This is a genomic window from Symmachiella macrocystis (assembly GCF_007860075.1).
GTDB lineage: Bacteria > Planctomycetota > Planctomycetia > Planctomycetales > Planctomycetaceae > Symmachiella > Symmachiella macrocystis.
Genome location: NZ_SJPP01000001.1, coordinates 2,746,982 through 2,768,727 on the forward strand (window position 1 = coordinate 2,746,982; position 21,746 = coordinate 2,768,727).

Genomic DNA, 21,746 nt, shown 5'->3' on the forward strand with positions numbered 1-21,746 from the left:
TTTGAGGGTTAACCCTTGGGTTGCATCTTCCTCTGCAACCAAGCGCGGGCATAACGCCAATCTCGAACCACAGTTGCATCAGAAATACCTAGGCAGAGAGCCGTCTCAGCGATTGTCAGCCCCGTGAAATACCGCAGTTTGACGATACAGGCCAGACGCTCATCTTCCTGTTCAAGTTGTTCGAGGGCGTGATGCAGATCTAGAAAATCCTCGATCGGTACGTGCGGCTCTACACTGATATTGGTCATTGCCAGCTGATTTTGCGGGGCAGAACGTTTCTGGGCTTTCTTCGCCCGCGCGTTCTCTACCAGAATCCTCCGCATCGATTCTGCCGCAGCACTAAAAAAGTGCCCGCGGTTCTCCCAGGGGGTATCACTACTGCTCCCCACGAGGCGGGCATAGGCCTCGTGAACAAGTGCGGTTGCCTGCAATGTATGATCGGACCGCTCGCTCGCCATCCGCGTAGCAGCCAGCCTGCGCAGTTCGTTATAGATTAATGGCAAAAGATGATTCGCGGCGTGTGGATCGCCTTCATCAATTTGACCAAGAATTTCTGTGATGTCGATCATCTTCGTCAGTCTACAGCACGTTGAACCCCGACGCGAGGTTCTATTAAACGCAAATCAGACGAGAACTTCACAAGGTCTATGGGAAGCCCACGTTATTGATTCCAAGTAGTTTTTTGGGACTGGAAATGAGTCGACAGGACTGGGGGCGTCTATACGTTTCCGTAACAAATGCCGAGGGACAGGTGAAAAACGAGGGTTTAAGACTATGGCTGGATCAGCTAGCATTCGGTTCCCCTACGAAACCGTGGGCTATGGTAAGGTCCAGCGACAGATGAACTGGGGCAGTGATACTACGTTCGATCAGCAAATAAGGACGAAATTAGATGGGCAAGTTTTCTGGACAGTTCGTACGCTCCCGCTGTCTTGCGGTATTGGCTTGCTTGATCGGAACAGTCGGGATCACTGCTCACGTGCATGCCGCAGAGCCTTCGATCCAACAGCTACCGGGGCCGGATGGCAAGGCTGCAATCACCTGTGTTGTTTACGAACCACAACCAATTCCAGAGGGCAAAGCGGGCTTGATTGTTCATCTTTACGGAAGCGGTGGCTCCCATCGTAAGAACGAATACAACATTGGTCGCGAACCGTACGCCACATGTCGAAAGCTATTGGCAGAACGGGGCTACTGGTTGGTTGTGGCCGATTTGGGCCGGTATCATTGGATGAACGAGAAAGCCTGCACGCAGCTTGATGCGGTGATCGACGCCATGATTACGGACAAAAACATAGACCCAAAGCAAGTCCATCTATTCGGCACGAGCATGGGGGCTAGTTCCAGCTTGATCTATACCATGCGACGACCAGAGCGTATCAAGTCTGTTGTGGCTGTGTTCCCAATTACGGATTTTACGAAATGGCTTGTGGAAAAACCCAATTATCGCGTTCCCGTTGAAAAGGCACATGGAATCACACCCGAGACACGCAACGAAGCTCTGGCTAAGCTCTCGCCCTTGATGAATGTCGATGCATTTCAAAAAGTGCCCGTGATGCTGCTCCATGGCGACAAAGACAGAGTCGTTCCCACACATCACAGCCGCGACTTTGCTGCGGCGCTGCAAAAGAAAGGCTATCCGTTCATCTTCCATGAAGTGCCCGGTGCGACGCACAATGACAAGATTGCACGCACCTACCAGCACGAACTCGCTGACTTTTTGACGGAAGGAATCCAACCAGCTGAGCCTGTCAGCACTCCTCAGAAAAAGCAGTAAGCGACATATCCAGTGCAACCTGAGCAACAGCAGGCCGCTTGGTACACGGAACCCACCAGACTTGCATGGCAAGCTGGTATCGCGACAGGCAGGGTGTCTGCCATTTCGTTGCTGGCGTTATGAACAAGACACCATTTTTTGGACTGCGGAATTACACCCGAACATCAGCCACATCATGTCGTACTTCAGAGGGGCCAACATTTTGAAAAATGCCGTCCAAGGCTTTCTTTTCGTGATTCGAAATTGACTCGTCCCGTCGATAAGCTGCCATTATGCCTATCCCATGGTGTTTAGACCCTCCTCCATTTGGTGAATCCGCACGTATTTCTGGCTGGCTAGAGAAGCAACTCGCCTTGTGCGATGACGAGGCTTTCGCGCGAGGCTTTGCCGCATCGTGTCCGGTTTCCGGGTTGAGTCCCGATGCCTACTCACACCGGATTTTGGATGTCGAAGGAGAAAAACTTTTAGTTGGAATTCGTTTCAAAGGTGGTGAGGTCGCACAACCGTTCGTTGACCTGATTGCGTGGACCGGTGAGCCGCGCCTTGGCTGGGTTGTTGCCATCAAGGAAGCCTTTGCGCCGTTTGCTCCTAGGGCAGTTCGATTCCGTTGGTCGAAAGAGACCGCCCCGCCTTGGTTAGGCGAGGTCGACCAATACTTGTTCGCCGGATGGGCCGCTGGAACGTCAGATGCGCGCGTATCGCCCGCTCGTGACTTGGGCTGGTATGACGAGTTCAGCCAGGCGTTCGACAAATGGCGAACCACTAGTCCCCTCGGACTGGAGGTGTGGCCTTGCGACCTCGATGATTTGAAAAAGTGCCTCAAAGATGGCCACATCGTCGTAGCCACTGAGGGTGACAGATTCCTGGGACTAGCCGCCTGCCTATGGCAATCAGAGCGTGCCTTCGAAGGCTGGGTGATCATGGAGGAGTTCGTTGTCCTTGAAGCCCAAGGGCGTGGTTTGGGGACCGCACTTCAGCGAGGACTCATGCAACGTCTGCCCCCGGGAGATTTAGTGTGGGGCACCATCCACGCGGACAACGTCGCGTCTCAGAAGACTGCTGCTCAATGTGGTCGCAGACCTGTTGAGACATGGTGGTTCATTCCCCTCGGCATGCCATAAACCCCTTGGAAGATGACACCCCGTTTTACAGCCGCGCAGAACGATAGCGCGCGACTTGTCGGCTCAATTCTTTTTGCGAGTTTCCCAGAAAGCCTCTATTCGCTTTATCGGTATCAACCCGCGTGCTAATCGCCGGTTGTTGGTGACACCGCCGCATGATACCGGTCTGTTCCGATCGTGCCGACAAGAGATTCGACGTAGTCCGGCGAACTAACGGTTTCGAGTTGCTGTTGGGCAAACTCTGCTCGTTTCGCAAGCTCCATCACGCTGACGACTCCGGCACTTCGCTGCTTTGTTAAGAAGTCATTGACGTAATTGACATGCCCAGACCAAAGCTTGACATCCCGTTGTTGACGAGCCTCAAGCCGGTCCTGGTACCAAGAGCTTTGTAACAATGATTCACGCGTGAACATGCTTCTGAAATCCGGATGACTTTCCGTCATCCCTTCGTATTCGCCGTTGGCCATGATCAACAGTAACGCACGTAGCGGCGGGCAGGCATCGTCGATCGAACCGTCGTCGAGATATTGCTGTGCGACTCGGCGTTGCGCATCAACGATATAGAGCACACCGTCGGCGAATGCGTCGACGTCTTGTCGTTCCGGTTGCAGGATCAATTCATCGAATAGCTTATTGGGAGAATCAAACACACGCCCAAAAAAGTGCCGAACAAAGCTATTCGTAATGCGGTATCCGAGTCTGTGAGCAGGAATCGTCGTTCCGTTGTGCTCGAAGTCTTGCACCGGTTCCAGATAACCATGTTCAAGCAGATAGTCGGTTTCCCGTTCGTCGGGTGTCATGCGCGACCAAACTTCCGGAATCAGCAAACTAATGTCGTGATCCACCCGAATGTTCGGGCCAATATGGCCAGCAGCCGTCGAGAATCCGGGCAGTTCGGTCAGAATGAAACTCACCAAAGCCGCATTCAGATCTGCCGTCATTCGCAAGGAGTTGAACGGTCCTTTGGTGAGGGCCCCTTCGCTACCAAATCCTGTTGTCGAGGGACTGCGACCGGTGAGCGAGGTGATCAAATCCATGAACAACTCGGGGATTTCTTGATAGTGAATGGGATTGTAGACAGCTAGACCGCGGATCCCATTGCTTGGATCGGGGGGATTGTTGCGTCTTCCAATCAAGACCGCGCCGACCGGTAACTGAATCGGGGCCTCAACAGGCAAGGCGCGGGACAGACGCGTTCCCATTTCAGAGACATAGCGCGTCATCGGCTGGACCAAATCAGGTCTGACTTGAAGATACCGTGGATTCTTGGTCGGTCTCCCGTCGACCTGCCGTGGGTTTGCCGAACAGACAACGTAGCCTGACTGGTGCTCCAGTACATCGTTCAATATTTTCTGCATCGGAGCGCTGAATGCATCGAAATCAACCACATACTTTGCCATTTCGGCGACCTGTTCATGACTGAGCGGCTCAAAGTTCGAAATGAAGTTGTCGCTTTGAGACAAGTCGTACTCAGCTTGCTTATCAAGCCCGCGATGAATGGCATCATCAGGTCGTTGGAAGAAACGATACTCGCAGTTCTGCACAAATTTGTAGCTGGACTTGGGGACACCTCGAGGCGGATTACTCAGCCGATTGGCTGGCACCACAATGGATGAAGTAATATCGTCCTCAACCTGGATTTTTTCGGAGGCAATGAAATCTTGGCGGACTTTGAACGTCCTCCACGTGTGATCATTGGCGAAGCCCACTTTGAGGTAAGTTCCCACAAGCGGTCGATCCCGGTATTTGAGTTCGTGGCCAGGTTCGCCGTTAATCACATCGACGTTGAAATGATCAATCCAATTGCTACCCCACTCTTGACGATAAAATCGCTTGATCATAAATACAATCGCAAATACATGACTGGGAATTGTATTCAACCAGGCATTGTATTCATCGCTATATTCAGGAGACGGCGTGAACAGTTTGATGACACTGCCCAGCGACCTCAGCGGGCTGAGAACGCGTCGCGACGGTTGTTGAGAATGATCCGAAGCAACTTTCCATCGATCCTGGTAGTCACGTTCAAAAATGTCATTGACGAGCTGCATGTCATGCTCATAGTCGACCACAAACAAGGGACCAAAATGCATGTAGTCCCGAATCGACTTGCTGATTTCACTCTTGCCGCCGCCGCTGACAGTGCATGGTTTGTGACATAAGACCCCTTCGCCGACGGTACCAACCAGTCGCCACGTGGGGGCCATCGGGTGTTTTTCCATTCGCAACTGATAGCCGGACGGACCCATATAGACTTTTCCCGGCAAGAGGGGAATCGCCTGTTCAACCTCGTTGTGAGTCCAGACAATCTTTTGGCTATTGATGTCTGCGCGGGCGTCTTCGCGCACATAGATCAGGTCCGGGTATTCGCGGTCTTGTCCGTACCCTTCAGGGAAGACATTGATGCATGTGCCGTAATCGGCGACAACGTCGGCAAAGGTCCTGCCGTTATAACGGGAACTGTTGAACTGGAATTCGTCGCCAAGATTGTAGCTGGCAAACGCGATTGCGCCTCCCGCGTGTTCTTCCTCGTAATTTCCAGACAGATTGGCCGCGTAACTAATCTGTGTTTTGACTTCTTTCTTGCAGTATCCAAAATAATTATCGGAGATGACGGTTACGATCACCCCAGATTCATCACGGCAAGTCAGCTTAAAGGGTTGTCCTCCGTTATAAAGTTCTTGCTCATCCTTCCAACACATTTCGTCTCGTCGCTGCCGCTCCGTGGCTTCACTGTAGGGGGGCAGGCCAAGCTCTTTTTTGGTCAATTGCTCCAAGTGCGGTGCAAGGATTACGGCTCCCGTATGGCCGGTCCAATGTTCGACATCGAGACCGGCATCGTTTTGCGGGACTTGGGGATCACCGGCATTTCCGAAAATTGATTCTACAAAATCCAGATTGCTGACAAGCGTCCCGGGTACAAAAAACCGGACTTCCATCGATTTTACGGGAGTGACCGACTGAACTTCGGGGCAGACGATGGGCCGCAACAACAAGGAGACAAAGCAGTGTGCTTGCTCTTCCTGGTTGGACGTGTAGGGAAGTCGCGTTAAGTCTTGCGGAGGCAAAAGCGCACGTCTTAATAGTTCGGCAGCCACATGTTTGGGGACGGCCCGTTTTTCCAAAGGAATGGGAAGTCCGCCCTCAGCGACGTGAAAGGTCCCTTTGGTCGTACGTCGATCGTGTCGCGGATTGTGCAGCACACCATTTCGCACACGATACGACTGCACGATTTCGGTTTGGAATTCGTCGCCCCCAGCGGGAAGTGACAACTCGCGGGCCATGCCGTGGCGGTCGATGACGAAAGTATTTGCCGGCAGTTGAAGCGGTTGCTGGAGATTCAAATCGTCAAAATATTGAGCGAGAAACGATTCGATTCGAGTATCGACGGGACAACGATAATCCGATAGTAACTGCGATTGGGATTGGAGTTTGTCCAACAGCCCATGCGTCAATTGGATGAAATTGTCGTCACGATACGCTTTGGCAGGTGGCAGTCCATGCGCGATCAGTTGGAGGTTGATATAGTCGAGTAAACGGTCCTGACGTGAGTTCTTGACGTTTTCGTCAAACCCCTCGTTGACTCCCAGAGAATCGTGGAGAAATGAAGATCGATGCAATGTTTTTGTATCCAGATAGCGAATTAATGTTCTGTGGCAGAGTGCCCAAGAAAGCAGCCCCGTGTGCCAGAAAAGTTAGCAGCGTTGATGGGGGACTGGGCTGCATGCCACTTAAGCGGGCTGGAAGCTTCTGTATGCGAATCCTATTCCGAAGCTGGTGAATCTCTGATGCAACGGCATTGTTGAGATTCCCAGGGGGGCAGGTCAAGGCGCGCACGGAATTCGTTGGAGTTGAAGAGTGGGACGCTAGTGAGATGTCACAGCCCGTTGCTGACTTTCAATGGTGCCATTCAATCAACCCACCCAGCCGTTCGGGGCAAGTCGTCTGTGGATTAGTTCGACTCTTCCGGGGGCGATGACGTTTTCGCGGCGGTTCCCAGTTTAAATGCCAAGCCCTGTGCCTGTCGGCTGTAATCAATCGATTCGCCGAGGATGCGCATCGCTTCTTGATCCGCATGAAAGCCTTTCGAGTTTTCGCTGGCAACAAAATCCAGCCGCCACATCGCTTTACGTTGCAGGTCGCGAATCGGTTTGAGTTGCTCCTCGGTTGCACCCGCTTTTTGTGCAGCGACGATGGCATCGAGCATGTCGGTCATCGCTGCGGCTGCACGGTCGACTTGCGACATCGTGCGTGCTTGAATTCCATCGACGCGAGCCAGTAATTCCTTTTCTGGAACGTTGTGACACGTCTGGCAGGCGCGGTTGATGTTGAGCATGGGGCTGCGGACCCAGTGGCTGCTGAATTTGGTCGCCCCCTGTTTCTCGAAAGGCATGTGACAGTCGCTGCAACTCACACCGGCCCGCGCGTGGATGCCTTGACTCCACAATTCAAATTCCGGGTGCTGGGCTTTGTAGACCTTGGTGCCGGTTTCCTTGTGCACGTAGTCAAAAAACTTGCCCCCCTCGGGGAATTCGGTCTCATCCCACTCTTGTTCGAGGTCTTCCATTTTCAGGCCGTTGCCCCAGGGAAACGTCAACGTCATCTTGTTCGCACAGTAGTACTCTACGTGGCATTGGCCGCAGACAAACGATCGCATTTCTTGTCGTGAAGCATCGACGTTGGGATTGTAGGGCGTTTTGGAGTTCGACTTTCGCCATTGGGCGATACTCGGAAGATGAGGCACCGGATCATCGCTCTCGGCAAGTTTTGCAATGCCTTCGAGAAATCCAGGCCGAGTGACGCGAATCTGCATGGTGCTGGGATCGTGACAATCCACACAGGAGACCGGATGGGCATGGCCCATGTGGGGATCGCCTTTGTCGTCAGCTGTGGGGATGCCATCGGGTGTTTTGAGCAGTTCGGCAAAGACATCCTCGTAATTCATCCGGCTCACGGCTTTGAACCCGGCCTGGACTGCCTCTTGGTCAAACGATTCGGCCAGACGCTCTGGCGTAGCCTCCACTCCTTGTTCTTCTAACCCGATGCGGCGATAGGTCGGAATGATTGAGGCATGGCAATGCAAGCAGGCGCCGGCCTGTTGAAAGTCGGTGACACGCTTCGTGACTTCTTGATCATGCAGCATGAACGCGTGGCCGCGCGCTTCGCGGTAATCGACACTGAAGGCATACCCCGCAAACAATCGCTTCAGCCACGGGTATTGTTTTAATTTGCTGGGCGGCAACGCATTGCTGCCGCCGTAATCTGTTCGCTCGGAATCGGCCGTACGCAGATATGTTTCGTACTGGAGCGGGTGATTCAAGCCCCACGGTTCGGGATCGGTACTGATCTCCGTGACGTCGACGATTTTCACCGTCGGCGTGCGGGCTTCTTGCTTGCGTTCGATGATACTGACCAGCAGCGCCACGACTCCAAACGAGGTGACGGCCACCAGCAGTGTGAGTAAGACCAGCCAGCGAAAGCGGATATGATCAGTGATTGCCATAGTTCATGGGCCTGTTAGTGGGATTCAGAGGAAGCCGATTCGCGTTGACTGCCGGTTGAATACGGCCGAAATGCATGGCCGACGTCCGCATGGCAGTGGACACAGGAGAGCGATTCGCCCCCCGCGGCCTGTGGTTGCAGGGCATGCACGAAGTCGCCGTGACAGCTTATGCAGGCATCCTGCGTGACTTTTTGGTTGCGGGGCTTGGTTTGGATCGGGTCGTGATAGTCGTGGAGCGTGAATGCCACGGAGTGGAAAAACCCATTGTCTGCTTTTGTGATCAAGTTGCCGGGAAATTCGTGCGGCAAATGGCAATCGTTGCAGACGGCGACGTGATGATGGCTGCTCTTTTGCCAGGAATCAAAATGGTCTTGCATCACGTGGCAGTTGGCACACGATTGGGGATTGTTACTAAAGTAACTGGCTCCCTTGCCGTATCCGAACGTGAATGTGCCGACCCCCGAAAGAAATCCCAGACCAATGATAAACAGCACAGCCAAGATGAACGCGGTTCGTTTTCGGGCAGGCTGAGGCGTCTTCCCCTGGGGAGAGGCTGCGGAATCTTCTAATTCAGCTTTATCGGGTTTGGCCATTGTTATTGCGGTCCAAGACGATGGCGGACCTAATCAGATGGGGCCTAGGAAAAACAATCGACAATCTTTACAAAAGACGGACCACAAACGTCGGCAAAAGTTGATCGCCCCTAAGACAATGGGACGATACTTGAGCGGCGAACTACGCCGGAATTGCTTCTGCAGAACATTCGAATGATCGAGAAATGTCCTTGTGTTTTACCTTGCAGTCGCCTCTCAGACAACGCAGATTCTCCGAAAACAACTCAATAAAAAATAAAGAGGCTTCCCCACCTGTGCCTGCTTTTGATCCACGGACTAACCTTGGTGCTTTGTGCACCAGTTTTTCTCGCACCGAGGAGAACTATTGAGCGCGCTTTGCTTCGGCGGATTTTATGGCCCGGATGAGTTCGTCGAGCAGTCGCTGACCTTCGGGGCCGGCTAACTCGACAAACTGTTGTCGGACTGACTGGCTGGCGTCGCGAAATGCCTCGCGTTGCTCCGCGGTTAAGTCGGGTACGATGTTCAGCCCGGGCTTGTTCTCTTGGATCAATTTCAACCGGTCGCGGTTAAATTCGCGTTGGACTTCTAGAATATAGCCGTTCAATTCATCGACGGTTTCCAGCACCAGTTCCTGTTGCTCTGATGGCAAGCCTTGGAAAAATTCCAGGTTGGTGACGGAGGTCGTAATGAACGGTGATTGCTTAGCGAAGATCATCCAGTCGGTCACTTCGTAAAAGCTCATTTCCTGGATCGCAAACACCGGATTTTCCTGGCCGTCAATCATGTTCAACTGCAAAGCGGAATAGACTTCCGAATAGGGCAGGGGGGTCGGGCTGGCCCCATAAGCGGCGTAGGCGGCCAACAGCAAAGGCGAGGTCATTACCCGCATCTTCACACCGCTAAAATCTTCCGGAGTACGGATTGCTTTTTTTGTGGTCCACACCTGCCAACCTTCGGAATAGATTGATAACAACTTCAGTCGTTTGCGGGCATACAGTTCATCGAATGTGCGTCGCAACTCCGGATTGTCGTTGAGCACTTGGTTGTTGATTTCCTCGTCATCGGAAAACACAAAGTGCAACAGGAACACCTGCACTTCGGGGATCAGTTTTCCGAGATGACCCGGGGAGGCCATGGCGAATTGGATGACGCCCATGTCGACCAGCTCTGTAATCTGATCCGACGTACCGAGCGTGCCGTAAGGATAGATCGTGACTTCAATCGCGCCTTGGGAGCGCGACTCGATCAATTCCTTGAATTTGAGCGCATATTCATGCTGGACGCTGCCAATCGTTTCTTCGATGGCAAATCGCCATTGAATCGGTCCAGGTGATTTCTGCGCGACAGGCCGGCCGCATGAGCAGAGTAGTGCCACGCACGGCAAGATCGCCAATAGCCAGCGGACGCGGATCAATTTTGCTTGAGACATGTTCATCATCCAAACGCCAGATCGCGGAGAAACAGGGAAATCTCGGGAAACGCGATCAACAAAACGGCGGCCAATAACAGGATTGCGATAAACGGCGGTGTCCCGCGAATGACCTCCCAGTACGGGCGGCGAAACACGGCGATCGCTGTAAAAATATCACAGCCGAATGGTGGCGTCGCAGAACCAATCGCCACTTGCAAAGTCACCACAATCCCCACCAAGACCGGGTCGATCCCCGCCGCTGCGGCAACTGGATGAAAGATCGGCGTCAAAATTAAAATCACGACAATGGGGTCGACGAACATGCATCCAATAAAAAACGCAGCGGCGATTGTGAGCATGATCGTCCAATATCCCGACGCCGCTGATAAGCCCAGCCAATCGTTGATCAATGCATCGGGCAACTGCGCGAAGGAGATGACCCAACTAAATGCGGCGCCCGCACCGACCAAAACAAACACAACGGCGGTGACCACCCCCGTTGAGAGAGCGATGTCCGGGAGATCGCGCAGCGACAGTTCCCGGAAAATGGCGATCTCTAAAATCACGGCATACAACACCGAGACCGCGGCCGCTTCGGTGGGGCTGAAGAATCCCGAGTAGATTCCACCGATCACGATCACGGGAAATCCTAACGGAAAAATTGCCCCGCGGACTGATTTCCACCGTGTGGCGGAATCCGCCTTGGGCTGACGCGCGATGTTCATCCGTACCGAGGCGATCCAGCAATAAACACAGAACATGCCCAGGATCATCAAACCGGGACCGACGCCGGCAATGAACAGTTCACCTATCGACGTGCCGGACACCACACCGTAAACAATCATGCCGATGCTGGGGGGGATCAACAGCGCAATGTCGCTGGCATTAATGATCAGGGCGGTGGTGAACGCATCGGAATAGCCGGCTTGGAGAAGTCGCGGCCGCAACGGACCGCCGATAGCGACGACGGTGGCTTGCGTCGAACCGGACATGGCTCCGAATAACGTACAGCTCACCGCGCTGGCGATGGGCAGACCGCCCCGAAGATGTCCGCAATAGGCCATTACCATGTCGAGCAATCGCTGCGCGGAATATCCCCGTGTCATGATGTCGGCTGCGAAAATAAACATCGGTACGGCCATTAACGCCGCCGGCTTGATGCCGCCGATCATTTGCTGCACGAGCACCGCCGGAGTCACATCCGGATGAAAGACCCATAAGACTCCCAGCGCCGCCGCTAGCAGGGGTACCTTCATCGGATAACCCAGCATCAGCAGTACGAGCATGATTCCGATGATCAATAACGCTTCCACGCAATATCTCCGCCTCAGTCGGGCCGCGTTAGATTTCCCCGTCGAGGGGTTGGTCGTACTCGTCTTTCACGTCGAATGAAATATAGACGTCCGGCGACATGACGTTCCGAGCGGTCGTGAGCGCATATTGTATCGCCGCAGAAATCAATCCTAGCGGGACTAGTAAATAAACCACATACAACGGAACCTGCAAAACGGGCGAGACGCTTTCTAAAAACCGCACGGTACCAATGTATTGGAAGGAATACCAAGCAAGAACCAGCATCAGCGCGGCTGTCGATGCGCTAATGGCGATCATCAGCACCTTCCGCCCGCGCGGGCTGAATTGGTCATAGAGGGCCGTCATACGGATATGCCGGCCGCGACTGGCCGCATAACTGAGGCCGACAAATGTGACCATGATCATGAAGAATTGTGACAACTCTCCAGTGAATGGCAGGCTGAATTGCAAAACGGCGCGGCAGAAGACATTGCTGATCGTCAAAGCTGCAATCGCGATGATCGACCAACCGAGGAGAAATTCTTCGATGCGTTGAATACCGGCAAACAGCCGCGTCAAAAGGGCCATCGCGTTCCTCTCCCCCGGTCGGTCCGTCTTTTGGGTCTCTCCATGAATGCTCACTACTCCCGCTCAACTTGAAAAGCGATTTTGGTCATTACTTGATCTAAAGCTGACGCGGCAATTGCGTAATGACTTCGCAACCGTCCTCGGTGACACGAATGGTTTCCGACAGGCCGATGCCCCCTTTTCCCGGGATTTGTACCCAGGGGATGTTGTGGAACGTCATGTTCGGCTGCAGAACCCGCGGGTCACGGTGGCGAATGCTCATAATATGCCCCTCACCCCAGTCCGGAGCGAACGCGATGCCGATCGAGTAGGCCGAACGCGTAACTTGCATACCGCCAAAATTCGGGGCCGCAAGGGAGATGATCTTACGACTCACTGCATCGACTTCTCCCAACCGTATCCCAGGCTTGATCATCGCGATCGAGGCATCGACTGCTTCTTGAACAGTCTTGATTGCATCTAAAATCTGCTGATCGGGTTGGCCGACAAAACAGTTCCGCATTATAGCGGCATGGTACCGCTTGAGACAGCCGCTTACTTCTAAAAATACGCATTCGTTCTTCTTGATGAAGTCGCCCGCCCAAGTTTGGTGGCCGATCGATCCGCGATGGCCGGTGGCTACAAAGGGCGAAATCGCCGGCCATTCTCCCCCCGCTTTGAACATGGCAAAATGAATATCGGCCGCCACATAATTTTCCGTGGCTCCTTCTTGGACCGCTTCGATGCCCGTCTGCTAACCCGCTTCGGCAACGCGGGCTGCGCTGCGGATCATCTCGATTTCCAGATCGGACTTGATCAACCGGCCCGCTTCAACAATTCCCGCACAGTCGACAAACGACGTCTCGTGCGATAAGGCGAATAACCGCTCTTGTTGCACGGCGGTGAAAAACCAACAATCCTTTTCAAAGCCGATGCGGTTGTCGCTCAAGTCATACAAACGCAGCGTATCGCGCACCTTTTGGATCGGATCTTCCACCTCTTCGTAAGGGCAGCTGATCGCAACCCAGGTGCGGGCCTGCACGCCGCTGTCTTCCATTCGGCGGGGAACCATGATTGGCTCCCCTTCCAGCGGTACGATCAGCGCGCAGAACGAAAAGTGACCTTGGCTTTCAAAGCCTGTGAGATAACAGATATTTTCCGGCGTGGTGATCAACACCGCGTCGAGGCCCCGTTCCGCCATACGTTGGCGGAGAGCCTGCATACGCCGTGCATATTCATGCATAGGAAAGGATAAGTCGTCGCGTTGTCTCATCGTTTAGACTAGCGCTCCGTTCTTGGTTTCCAACTCATTCGCGAAATCCAAGATCGCCTTGGCCATTGCAGCTGCCGTTGAATGGTCCATTGCTGTAACGGTACCTTCGACATCGTGCTCGGTGGAACTAAGCTGCTTCGCCAATTGCAGGGCACTTGCTTCGAGATCGGCCGGCCAGTCGTTGAGTTCGTACATCTGCTTCCAAACCGTTGCGCACGCACCGAGTAATGATTCTGCCAATTCGGGTTCGCGAATCGATAACAATTGTGCCGCCGTACGGATGGTATGTAATTCTTCAAGCATCACGGGCCCCCTCCCTCATCAAGCGTGTGATTGGACGTTAAGTTCTCGCATGGCCAACGGCGCGACTGCGGTGCGATTGGCGATAAATTCGGGGCGCGGTATTTTGCCGCAAAACGGTTCAACGAGACGATTGGCGAGACTATTGAAGACAAAAAACAAATTGGATCGCCGAAACGGAGTGATGTTCCCGTTCGAGCCGTGCATTGTGTTGCAATCAAACAGCACTATTGTGCCGGGCGGCCCGACCACGTTGACGATCCCGCCATCTTCTGCCAATCGCGCAAGAGATTCCTGGTCCGGAACGCCATATTCTTGTCGCCGCAACGACTTTTGATAGTGATTGTCGGGCGTTTCTCCCTCGCACGATACAAACTGCTGGTGCGAGCCGGGGATCAGCATGAGTGGACCGTTAAAATTGTAGTTCTCCGTCAGTAGCAGCGAACAGCTGACAGCCCGCATGCGCGGCATTCCATCTTCGACGTGCCACGTTTCGAAATCCGAATGCCAGTAGAATTCTTTACCGGCGAATCCCGGTTTCAAGTTGACGCGCGATTGATGAACATACACCTCATCATCAATGATTTGTGCCGCCATGCCGGCAATGCGCTGATCCGCAGCAACCTCGGAAAAACAGGGGCTGATTTCTGAATTATGCACGGAGAATAGCTAACGCAATTCGCAATGGTTCGGTTCCAGAATCGCTTCCGGACGCTGTTGGATTTCTCGAGACGCGCAGAGCCTTTTAATTTCTTCCTTATAGGTGGCGATGTCCGTTTCAGGAAAAAACGCGGGCAGAATCAGAAACCCGTCGCGCTCAAACTGGCTGAGTTGTGCCGTTGATAGCGGCCCTGGGGCTTCGAAGTCGCAAACGATCGGGTCGCATCGTTTCAGGAACTCCGGTTCAGGGTAGACCCTTGACGGATAACTGTCTTCCCGCGTATCGATACTGTGTGGGGGTGTTGTCTCCATGGCGAATCGTATTTACTAACCTTCAAAAGCTTTGCGTGGCGTGTAAGTATTCGGTTTCCTTAGAAAATTAAGGACCATGAAAGACACGACACACACGTAAAAATACAGAAAGAACGACGGAGCCCTTTATCGCTTCAGTTGAAATCTAACTGTAGTTGCGGTTTGGCCGTGCGCGACTTCGCCGCCAGTTTGATGGTAGTTTTCGATGAGCCACAACGACTCGCATTAAGTTTCCGCCGCAGTCGCCGCAGGGTAGGCTCCATTGGCGTTATGGACTTCGCGGCCGGTCACCGGCGGATTGAATACACACACCATTCGCAATTGCGTTTTCGCGCGGACGCAATGCCGGTCGTTGTCGTTCAGCGCGTACAGCGTGCCGGGACCAATCGGATAGGTCGGCCCATCCGGCAGCACTTGGATTTCTCCCTCGCCCTCAATGGTGTACACGGCTTCGAGGTGGTTTTCATAACACATTGTGGTTTCGGTGCCGGCATGGATCAGCGTGTCATGCATCGAGAAACCCATGTTTTCGCCGGCCAGCAACAGCCGGCGACTGTTCCATGTTTCGCCGTGGACATCACGCTCGGTGCCGATAATCTCGCTTAAGTTGGTTACAATCATTTTTGCAAATTCCGGATGAGTAGTATCAAAAGATCAAATCAGTTGGCGTGGGTGAGGCCGAGCGACTTCATGGCCTCGGCGTCATTGAGGACGACTGTGAAACATTCGGCAATTGTATCCAGCCCGCTGATCAGTTGGTCATCGTCGATCGTCAGCGGCGGCAAACATTTCAGGACATGGCTGTCCGTGCCGCTGGTTTCGATGATCAATCCGCGTTTGAACGCGGCAGCACTGACCAGTTCCATCAGTTGAGGGCACTCCCGGCAAGCCAGTCCCCAGATCATCCCTTTACCGCGGACTTCCAGTTCGACATCGTTGATTTCCTCGGCAATCTCTTGCAGGCGTTTCTGTATCAGCGCCCCTTTGCGTTTTACCGATCGCGTCATGGAATAATCTTGCCAATACAAGTCGATAGCCGCTTTGGCCGATACGAACGCCAGATTGTTGCCGCGAAACGTGCCGTTGTGTTCGCCTGGTTTCCACTCGTCGAGTTCCGATTTCATGAGGACCAATGACATCGGCAATCCGTAGGCGCTCAGCGATTTTGAGAGCGTAACGATGTCCGGCACAATCCCGGCTTCTTCAAAACTGAAGAAGGTTCCCGTTCGGCCGCAGCCGACCTGAATGTCGTCGACAATCAGCAGAATTTCGAATTCATGGCACAGTTCTTCGAGCTTTTGCAGCCACTCGATGCTTGCGACATTCACGCCCCCTTCGCCTTGGACGGTTTCGACAACGACAGCCGCCGGTAGGTCCAAGCCGCTGCTACTGTCGCGCAATAATCGCTCGAAATAATCCAGCGTATCAATGTCTTCGCCAAGATAGCCATCGAACGGCATAAACGTGACATTGTTCAGCGGTGTTCCCGCTGCGTCACGGAAGTGGCTATTTCCCGTAGCGGCCACCGAGCCGAGGCTGACTCCGTGGAAACCGTTGGTGAATGAAACGATATTCGTCCGTCCGGTCACTTTGCGAGCCAGTTTGAAAGCGGCCTCGACGGCGTTTGTTCCGGTCGGTCCGGTGAACTGAATTTTGTAGTCAAGCTCCAACGGCCACAGAATGTGCTCTTCAAAGGCTTCCAGAAATTGCGCCTTGGCATCAGTATGCATGTCGAGCCCATGCAGCACGCCGTCGTTCTGCAGATACTCGATGAGCGGGCCTTTGATATCTGAATTGTTGTGGCCGTAGTTCAGGGTTCCCGCACCGGCGAGAAAATCGATAAAATCCTGCCCGTTCTCATCGGTGAGTGTTGCGTTTTGAGCGGTCGTAAAAGTCGTGGGAAACGAGCGGCAGTAGCCCCGCACGTTCGATTCAAGACGATCAAAAATAGACATATGATTAAAAGATCCTTCTGGTTATTAGTGATTCAATGTGAATGGACCGATGCGGTGCAAGTCTTCCGGTTCATGCGGATTGGTCTCGTCAAACAATTCTGTTGTAAAACCCTCTTCTCGGTTGCACTCCGTCTCCAGCCGCGCTGCCAGCGACTGAAATAATTTTTGCGACGATGTATTGGAGGGTGTGACGGTTGTTTCCAGCCAGTTGACTTGGCCGCACGCGGGGCGGGCCAACAGCTCGTCGAGCAACTGCGAGGCAACGCCGGCAGAGCGATGTTGGGGATCAACGGCCACTTGCCAAACGAAAACAGTGTCATTCCGTCCGGGCGGACGGTATGCTGACAGGAACCCAGCCAATTGAGAGTCGAGCTCCGCGATGACGCAGGTTGCATGAAAATCGCGGCATAACAGCAGGGAAAGATAGTGCGAATTCACGTCCAACGGTGGACACCGTCGAACCAGCCGCGTAATCCGAGCCGCGTCGGCTAAAGTCGGCTCCCGGAAATTCAAAGAGATTTGACTACCCTGTTGTTTTGTGGCGAAAACGCATTATTGGCAGTAATTGCCAATAATGCGTATTTACTTTGTACACAATTGAATATAAATGTCCACAGTGATCCCTTTCAAATTCAAGGTTTCGCTGAATTCACCGTTTATTAACTTGAATTTGTGTCCAGGACAACAGGCATCTTGCCTGTAGATGCTTTCTGTACACACTACTTTCTCTGCATTTTCGGACATGACGCATGGCCGTTCAACGGACAACGACGCTGCAGCCCGATGACTTCTTCTGCGAGCAAGTGCTCATTGCACTGCGTCGTATTATCCGTGCTGTCGACCTGCGCTCGCGTAAGCTGTTGCAGAAACACGGGCTCACCGGGCCGCAACTCACTGTGCTCAAAGCTCTTTGTGAAATTGGTGAGGTGCCGGCTGGTGAATTGGCGAAACAGGTCCACTTGAGCCAAGGCACGGTTACGGGGATTTTGGATCGGCTGACGCGCCGCGATTTTGTCGTCCGCCGCCGCTGCCCTGTCGATAAGCGTCGGATGCTTGTCGTCGCGACGCCGCAGGCCACCGAGCTTGTTCGTAGTGCTCCGTCATTGCTTCAAGAGCAGTTCGTTCACGAATTCGCCAAACTGGCCGATTGGGAAAAATCCCAGACGCTTTCTTCGCTGCAGCGGATCGTCTCCATGATGGAGGCTGAGGAGATCGACGCAACTCCCATGCTGGCCATCGGTGCGATCGGCGAATCGGCCGAGAAGGCGGCCGACCGTCTCAGCGAACAGCCGCCCGCTTAGGGGGGTGTTCTAGCGGTGGATCAGGGCGGCACCGGTTCCGCCTGCGTTATGTATCGAGCTGAGGTGAGAGACCTGCGCTGGGGAAGTGGTTGGCATGCAGTCCTCGTTATCAACAAGAGCAATGGCTCCCGGCTTGTGGGTGGTCGGTCCTGGCAGCGTCGCGCCTTGGCAAGGCATGTGCGGCGAGTGTCGGTTGTGTAGTTGCACCACTGATTCCGGGCATGAGGTGCGTCTTATTGGCGAGGTGGGAAGTTCATTTAGGGTTTCGTTGGCGGTTTCGTCGTAAGGCTTGTCGGATCGAATGCTTCTCGCGTTTTGACCTATCGTGCAAACGATGTGCAAATGCGACTCTCCTGGCGGCCCTGCAGTCGTGAGTCCGCAGGGCCACTCCTTTCTGGGGCAGGCCAGTCGACACCGGTCCCAGAGGGTGATGCTGGACTGAGCTATCCACACAAGACGGTCGCCGAGCGTCAGTCGGTCTCGTGCAATCTTGTTGCGTGCATAGATTGCTATAATACACTTGAATAATAGTAGAAAACGGGAAATTATTCGGTGAGTGTGATGTGAAATGATTCAACGACGGTCGGCAAAGATTTGCTGGCGGGTGGTGGCAAACGGAATCGTGTTGTCAGGCGCAATCAGTTTTTTATGCAAAAACGAAGCAAATGCATAGTTATTGCATTTACAGGATTGTGTTGTGCGTTCATAATTGCGGCTTACTTGTCGGCGCCGGTTGCGTGATTCTGGTTGGCCGCAATTCGTCATTGTTTCGTTTTCATCGATTGGGAGCTCACCTATGAAACGTTCTGGTTTTACACTCATTGAATTGCTGGTGGTGATCGCCATCATTGCGATTCTAGTTGCTCTGTTGCTACCGGCTGTGCAACAAGCGCGGGAAGCGGCGCGGCGCACGCAGTGTCGCAATAATCTCAAACAACTCGGGATTGCCATGCACAATTATTACGATGTGCATACCGCCTTTCCGCTATTGGCCGCGGACTCGAACTACGGCTATTCACCGCAAGCTCAAGTCCTTCCCTATCTCGAACAGACGAATCTGCATGCTCTGATTGATTTCAACGAACCACTGCTGCTGGGACCGCCCTGGGCTGCTCAAGTAAATCCTCTTTTGGCACCTGCCGCTGCACACGTTGTGCCGGTCTTTGTCTGCCCAAGTGATGCCGGCGAAGTCATGTATCGAGATAGCAACGGCGATCTGTATGCCGGTGGGAATTATTTGGTGAACGGAGGCAGCGGCATCGAATTGAATTACTGCACGAATATCAACGATGGCCTGTTTTGGAGAGGATCATCGACCCGTTTCAGTGACATTTCAGACGGTACAACAACGACGGTGTTCATGGCCGAAACTCTGTTTGGCTCGCGTGGCGACGATACTACTGATTTGGTCGACGCACAACGGCAAATGAAGCGGGTGAGTGGAGGCGGCCCCTGTACTGTGAATGCGGATAAATTGACGGCATTTCCCGCTACGCGCTATGAGGGACGCCGCGCCGGTTCTTGGATTCGCAGCACAGGCTATCACGTGCTGGTGAACGCCCATTTTCAGCCGAATTCCGCTGAGCCGGATGTGTCACACCACGGCGAATTGGTCTCTGGGCCGCGGAGCCAGCATGCGGGCGGGGTCAATGTCTTGATGTGTGACGGAAGTGTGCAATTCATGAACGAAAACATCGACTTGGCGACCATGCGGCAACTGTTTTCTCGCAGTGATGGTCAGGTCATCAGTGAATTTTAAGATTGACTCGCTCGCTAGTCGGCAGCAACGGATCGTTGCTTGTGCCGTCGCTGATAGGAATTGGATATGCGCTTCATCACTGTAACTTCGGCGGTGCAACAGTTGGCCACTTTGCTCATGCTGTGGGGCCTGCAGGGCTGCTCGGCGGAAAACTCGGCTGTCTTTCGGCCGATGCCCACACCGCCGGACGAACTGCAAATCGACAGCACAGCGTGGCAGCGGCAGTCAGAAATGACCGAGGGGGACCAACGGTTGCTGACCAGCTATCTACGACTTCAACCCTCGGTGGCAGAGAATCCACTGCTACACGGAAAGCCGTCGGTCTATCGTTCACCTGCGGGAGGGAGGCGGTTCTATTGGCTCTCCCAAACGGACACGGAAGTCCATTGGGTGTTCCTTGGATTTCGACGGGGCCGGTTTATGGAAACTCAAGCGGGAACCGGGCCGCCCTTTGTATCCGCCGCGGAATGAAATTCATCTTTCGAACCCACATACGCGACTCGCCCAGGAAAATAACATGAATCTGAAAACTTGGAATTACATTGGTTTATTGCTCGCAGCCTTCGTGATGGTGGGCTGCGGTCAGCAGCAGGAGTTGATCAAATTTGATGCATCGGCCATCGCCGCCGAAGAACCGGAGCCGTCGGTTATTTGCCGATTGTTTCTTCAAGACCACGATACGAGAAAGCTGCGCTGGGCGCATGTCTTACAGGGTAACCCACCCAGTTTGGGAGAGATCCACGACATCGACGATTTTCCGGTGCTCGATGCTGAGCGTCAAAATCTCGTGCAGATGGACGTGAGCCAAGGCACGTTGCTTGTCGGGGTGCGAGACGACGCGGGCGGCGAATTTCAGAGCGGCTGGTTGCTCTTAGCGACCGGTGTCGAAGAGGAGGCGCACGGCGATCATGGGCATTGGAGTTTCGGCGACAAACCGCGGATCATTGCCCAGAAACTCGACGACAAACAAGGCAACCCGGCTCATTTGTATATCTATCGAGACGTCTATTACCTGGCCAATGACCGCAACAACGGTTACACCCGGATCGATCCTTCGGTCGGCGATGGTGAAGGGGAGGTCGACGTACCGCAAGGGTTTCATGCCGGCGGCGGACATCATATTACGTTGGCCGTGGCGGAGAACACAACCGGTTATGGGACATGGATTGACGGCGGCGGTCCCAATCAAGGGCGCGTGGACGTGACTCGCATTCAGCCTGAGGGAAACGAGGAGATCAGTTATTCACTAGCGCTTCCTACGGGAGTGATTCACGGCGCCACGACTGCGGCGGACAAGGTCTTCTTTGCGCCGGCCGATGGGATCTGTTGGGTCACTGCCGATCTTGAGCCGACGGCGGAACATGCGGATGCGGAAATTCACCATATTTCGCTTGGTGAGAATCCCGAGACGAAAAAGCCATTGCGCACGGGGGCTTTTGCAACTCACCGCGACTACGTCTGTTTTGTTTACGGAGAGGAGGACTACGCTACGCTGGGTCTGTTGAATGCGAACGAGACTTCCCCACAACTCGTGAGCGTTCCACTTCCCATGCAACCGGGAAACGGGCCGACGGTTCCGGCAATCGTCAAGGCGGCTGATGGGCGGCGCTTGGTGTTCGTGTTTCACGACCATCCCGGTAATGTCGAAGGGGACGAATTCTTGAGCATCGTCCAACTCGATCCCAACCAAGATCTCGATTTTTCCGACGCGCAGCTACTGAAAACGATTCCCGTGGGGCACAGCGACGTCGAAGGCCACTACGGGCACCACCAGATTGCGTTTGATCACGCCGGTCAATACGCATTTTGGACCAACCCCGGCGACAGTACGATTTCAATCATGTCGCTCAAGGATCTGGGAGTGCTTGCCACAGTGCCGGTCGGCGGAAAGCCGACCAAGTTGATTGCCCTGGGTGAGGAAGATCACGGACATTGAACA

General features: G+C 53.8%; 19 protein-coding genes and 1 pseudogene. 6 read left to right on the forward strand and 14 right to left on the reverse strand.

Translation table 11 applies throughout. The annotated features are described in order from the left end of the window. Positions 1-8 precede the first annotated feature (8 nt). On the reverse strand, positions 9-569 hold the full coding sequence (locus tag CA54_RS10600) for a sigma-70 family RNA polymerase sigma factor (protein ID WP_146370744.1): 561 nt from the start codon (positions 567-569) through the stop codon (positions 9-11). A 323-nt stretch (positions 570-892) separates the two neighbouring features. On the opposite strand from CA54_RS10600, the gene CA54_RS10605 reads away from it, so the two are divergent. Together CA54_RS10605 and CA54_RS10610 are read left to right on the forward strand one after the other, a co-directional pair. Further along, entirely contained in the window at positions 893-1,777 is an 885-nt protein-coding gene (locus CA54_RS10605) for an alpha/beta hydrolase family protein (protein WP_146370745.1), read from the forward strand. Positions 1,778-2,049: 272 nt separating this feature from the next. Beyond that, on the forward strand, positions 2,050-2,898 hold the full coding sequence (locus CA54_RS10610) for a GNAT family N-acetyltransferase (protein ID WP_146370746.1): 849 nt from the start codon (positions 2,050-2,052) through the stop codon (positions 2,896-2,898). A gap of 125 nt (positions 2,899-3,023) precedes the next feature. Here the strand turns inward: CA54_RS10610 and CA54_RS10615 are convergent, their stop codons facing one another. From CA54_RS10615 to ectA, 13 genes and pseudogenes are all read right to left on the reverse strand, one after another. Beyond that, positions 3,024-6,518: a hypothetical protein gene (locus CA54_RS10615; protein WP_231963027.1), complete on the reverse strand. Its 3,495-nt coding sequence runs from the start codon at positions 6,516-6,518 to the stop codon at positions 3,024-3,026. A 332-nt stretch (positions 6,519-6,850) separates the two neighbouring features. Next, on the reverse strand, positions 6,851-8,401 hold the full coding sequence (locus tag CA54_RS10620; RefSeq protein WP_146370747.1) for an ammonia-forming cytochrome c nitrite reductase subunit c552: 1,551 nt from the start codon (positions 8,399-8,401) through the stop codon (positions 6,851-6,853). A 14-nt stretch (positions 8,402-8,415) separates the two neighbouring features. Beyond that, positions 8,416-8,994 carry a cytochrome c nitrite reductase small subunit gene (nrfH, locus tag CA54_RS10625; RefSeq protein WP_146370748.1) on the reverse strand — a complete coding sequence of 193 codons (579 nt, stop codon included), beginning with the start codon at positions 8,992-8,994 and terminating at the stop codon, positions 8,416-8,418. 343 nt (positions 8,995-9,337) lie between these two features. Then, positions 9,338-10,405 (reverse strand): TRAP transporter substrate-binding protein, encoded by a 1,068-nt coding sequence (locus CA54_RS10630; RefSeq protein WP_146370749.1) that lies wholly within the window; start codon positions 10,403-10,405, stop codon positions 9,338-9,340. 5 nt (positions 10,406-10,410) lie between these two features. Next, the gene (locus CA54_RS10635; protein WP_146372356.1) at positions 10,411-11,673 is read right to left on the reverse strand and encodes a TRAP transporter large permease; all 1,263 of its coding nucleotides are present in this window, start codon (positions 11,671-11,673) and stop codon (positions 10,411-10,413) included. A gap of 55 nt (positions 11,674-11,728) precedes the next feature. Beyond that, a complete protein-coding gene (locus tag CA54_RS10640; protein WP_231963028.1) occupies positions 11,729-12,268 on the reverse strand; it encodes a TRAP transporter small permease in 540 nt (179 codons plus the stop codon). Between the two features lie 97 nt (positions 12,269-12,365). Continuing rightward, the gene (locus CA54_RS10645; protein ID WP_146370750.1) at positions 12,366-12,992 is read right to left on the reverse strand and encodes a M24 family metallopeptidase; all 627 of its coding nucleotides are present in this window, start codon (positions 12,990-12,992) and stop codon (positions 12,366-12,368) included. 9 nt (positions 12,993-13,001) lie between these two features. After that, complete coding sequence (locus tag CA54_RS10650; protein WP_197532373.1) at positions 13,002-13,490, reverse strand: aminopeptidase P family N-terminal domain-containing protein; 489 nt, start codon at positions 13,488-13,490, stop codon at positions 13,002-13,004. 33 nt (positions 13,491-13,523) lie between these two features. After that, on the reverse strand, positions 13,524-13,823 hold the full coding sequence (locus tag CA54_RS10655; protein ID WP_146370752.1) for a hypothetical protein: 300 nt from the start codon (positions 13,821-13,823) through the stop codon (positions 13,524-13,526). Positions 13,824-13,841: 18 nt separating this feature from the next. Continuing rightward, positions 13,842-14,792 (reverse strand): annotated as a pseudogene (gene thpD / locus CA54_RS10660) (ectoine hydroxylase). Between the two features lie 225 nt (positions 14,793-15,017). Continuing rightward, positions 15,018-15,413 carry an ectoine synthase gene (locus CA54_RS10665; RefSeq protein WP_146370753.1) on the reverse strand — a complete coding sequence of 132 codons (396 nt, stop codon included), beginning with the start codon at positions 15,411-15,413 and terminating at the stop codon, positions 15,018-15,020. 38 nt (positions 15,414-15,451) lie between these two features. Then, positions 15,452-16,747, reverse strand: coding sequence for a diaminobutyrate--2-oxoglutarate transaminase (gene ectB / locus CA54_RS10670; RefSeq protein ID WP_146370754.1), 1,296 nt, complete (start codon positions 16,745-16,747; stop codon positions 15,452-15,454). Positions 16,748-16,771: 24 nt separating this feature from the next. Next, entirely contained in the window at positions 16,772-17,260 is a 489-nt protein-coding gene (ectA, locus tag CA54_RS10675) for a diaminobutyrate acetyltransferase (RefSeq protein ID WP_197532374.1), read from the reverse strand. A 236-nt stretch (positions 17,261-17,496) separates the two neighbouring features. Here ectA and CA54_RS10680 point away from each other — a divergent pair, with 236 nt between their 5' ends. The 4 genes from CA54_RS10680 to CA54_RS10695 all read left to right on the forward strand — a co-directional run bounded on the left by CA54_RS10680 (position 17,497) and on the right by CA54_RS10695 (position 21,743). Beyond that, positions 17,497-18,048: a MarR family winged helix-turn-helix transcriptional regulator gene (locus CA54_RS10680; RefSeq protein WP_146370756.1), complete on the forward strand. Its 552-nt coding sequence runs from the start codon at positions 17,497-17,499 to the stop codon at positions 18,046-18,048. 796 nt (positions 18,049-18,844) lie between these two features. Beyond that, positions 18,845-19,807, forward strand: a complete 963-nt coding sequence (locus tag CA54_RS10685; RefSeq protein ID WP_146370757.1) for a DUF1559 domain-containing protein — start codon at positions 18,845-18,847, stop codon at positions 19,805-19,807. 66 nt (positions 19,808-19,873) lie between these two features. Continuing rightward, complete coding sequence (locus CA54_RS10690; protein WP_146370758.1) at positions 19,874-20,278, forward strand: hypothetical protein; 405 nt, start codon at positions 19,874-19,876, stop codon at positions 20,276-20,278. Positions 20,279-20,324: 46 nt separating this feature from the next. Then, complete coding sequence (locus CA54_RS10695) at positions 20,325-21,743, forward strand: YncE family protein (RefSeq protein ID WP_146370759.1); 1,419 nt, start codon at positions 20,325-20,327, stop codon at positions 21,741-21,743. Positions 21,744-21,746: the final 3 nt, after the last annotated feature.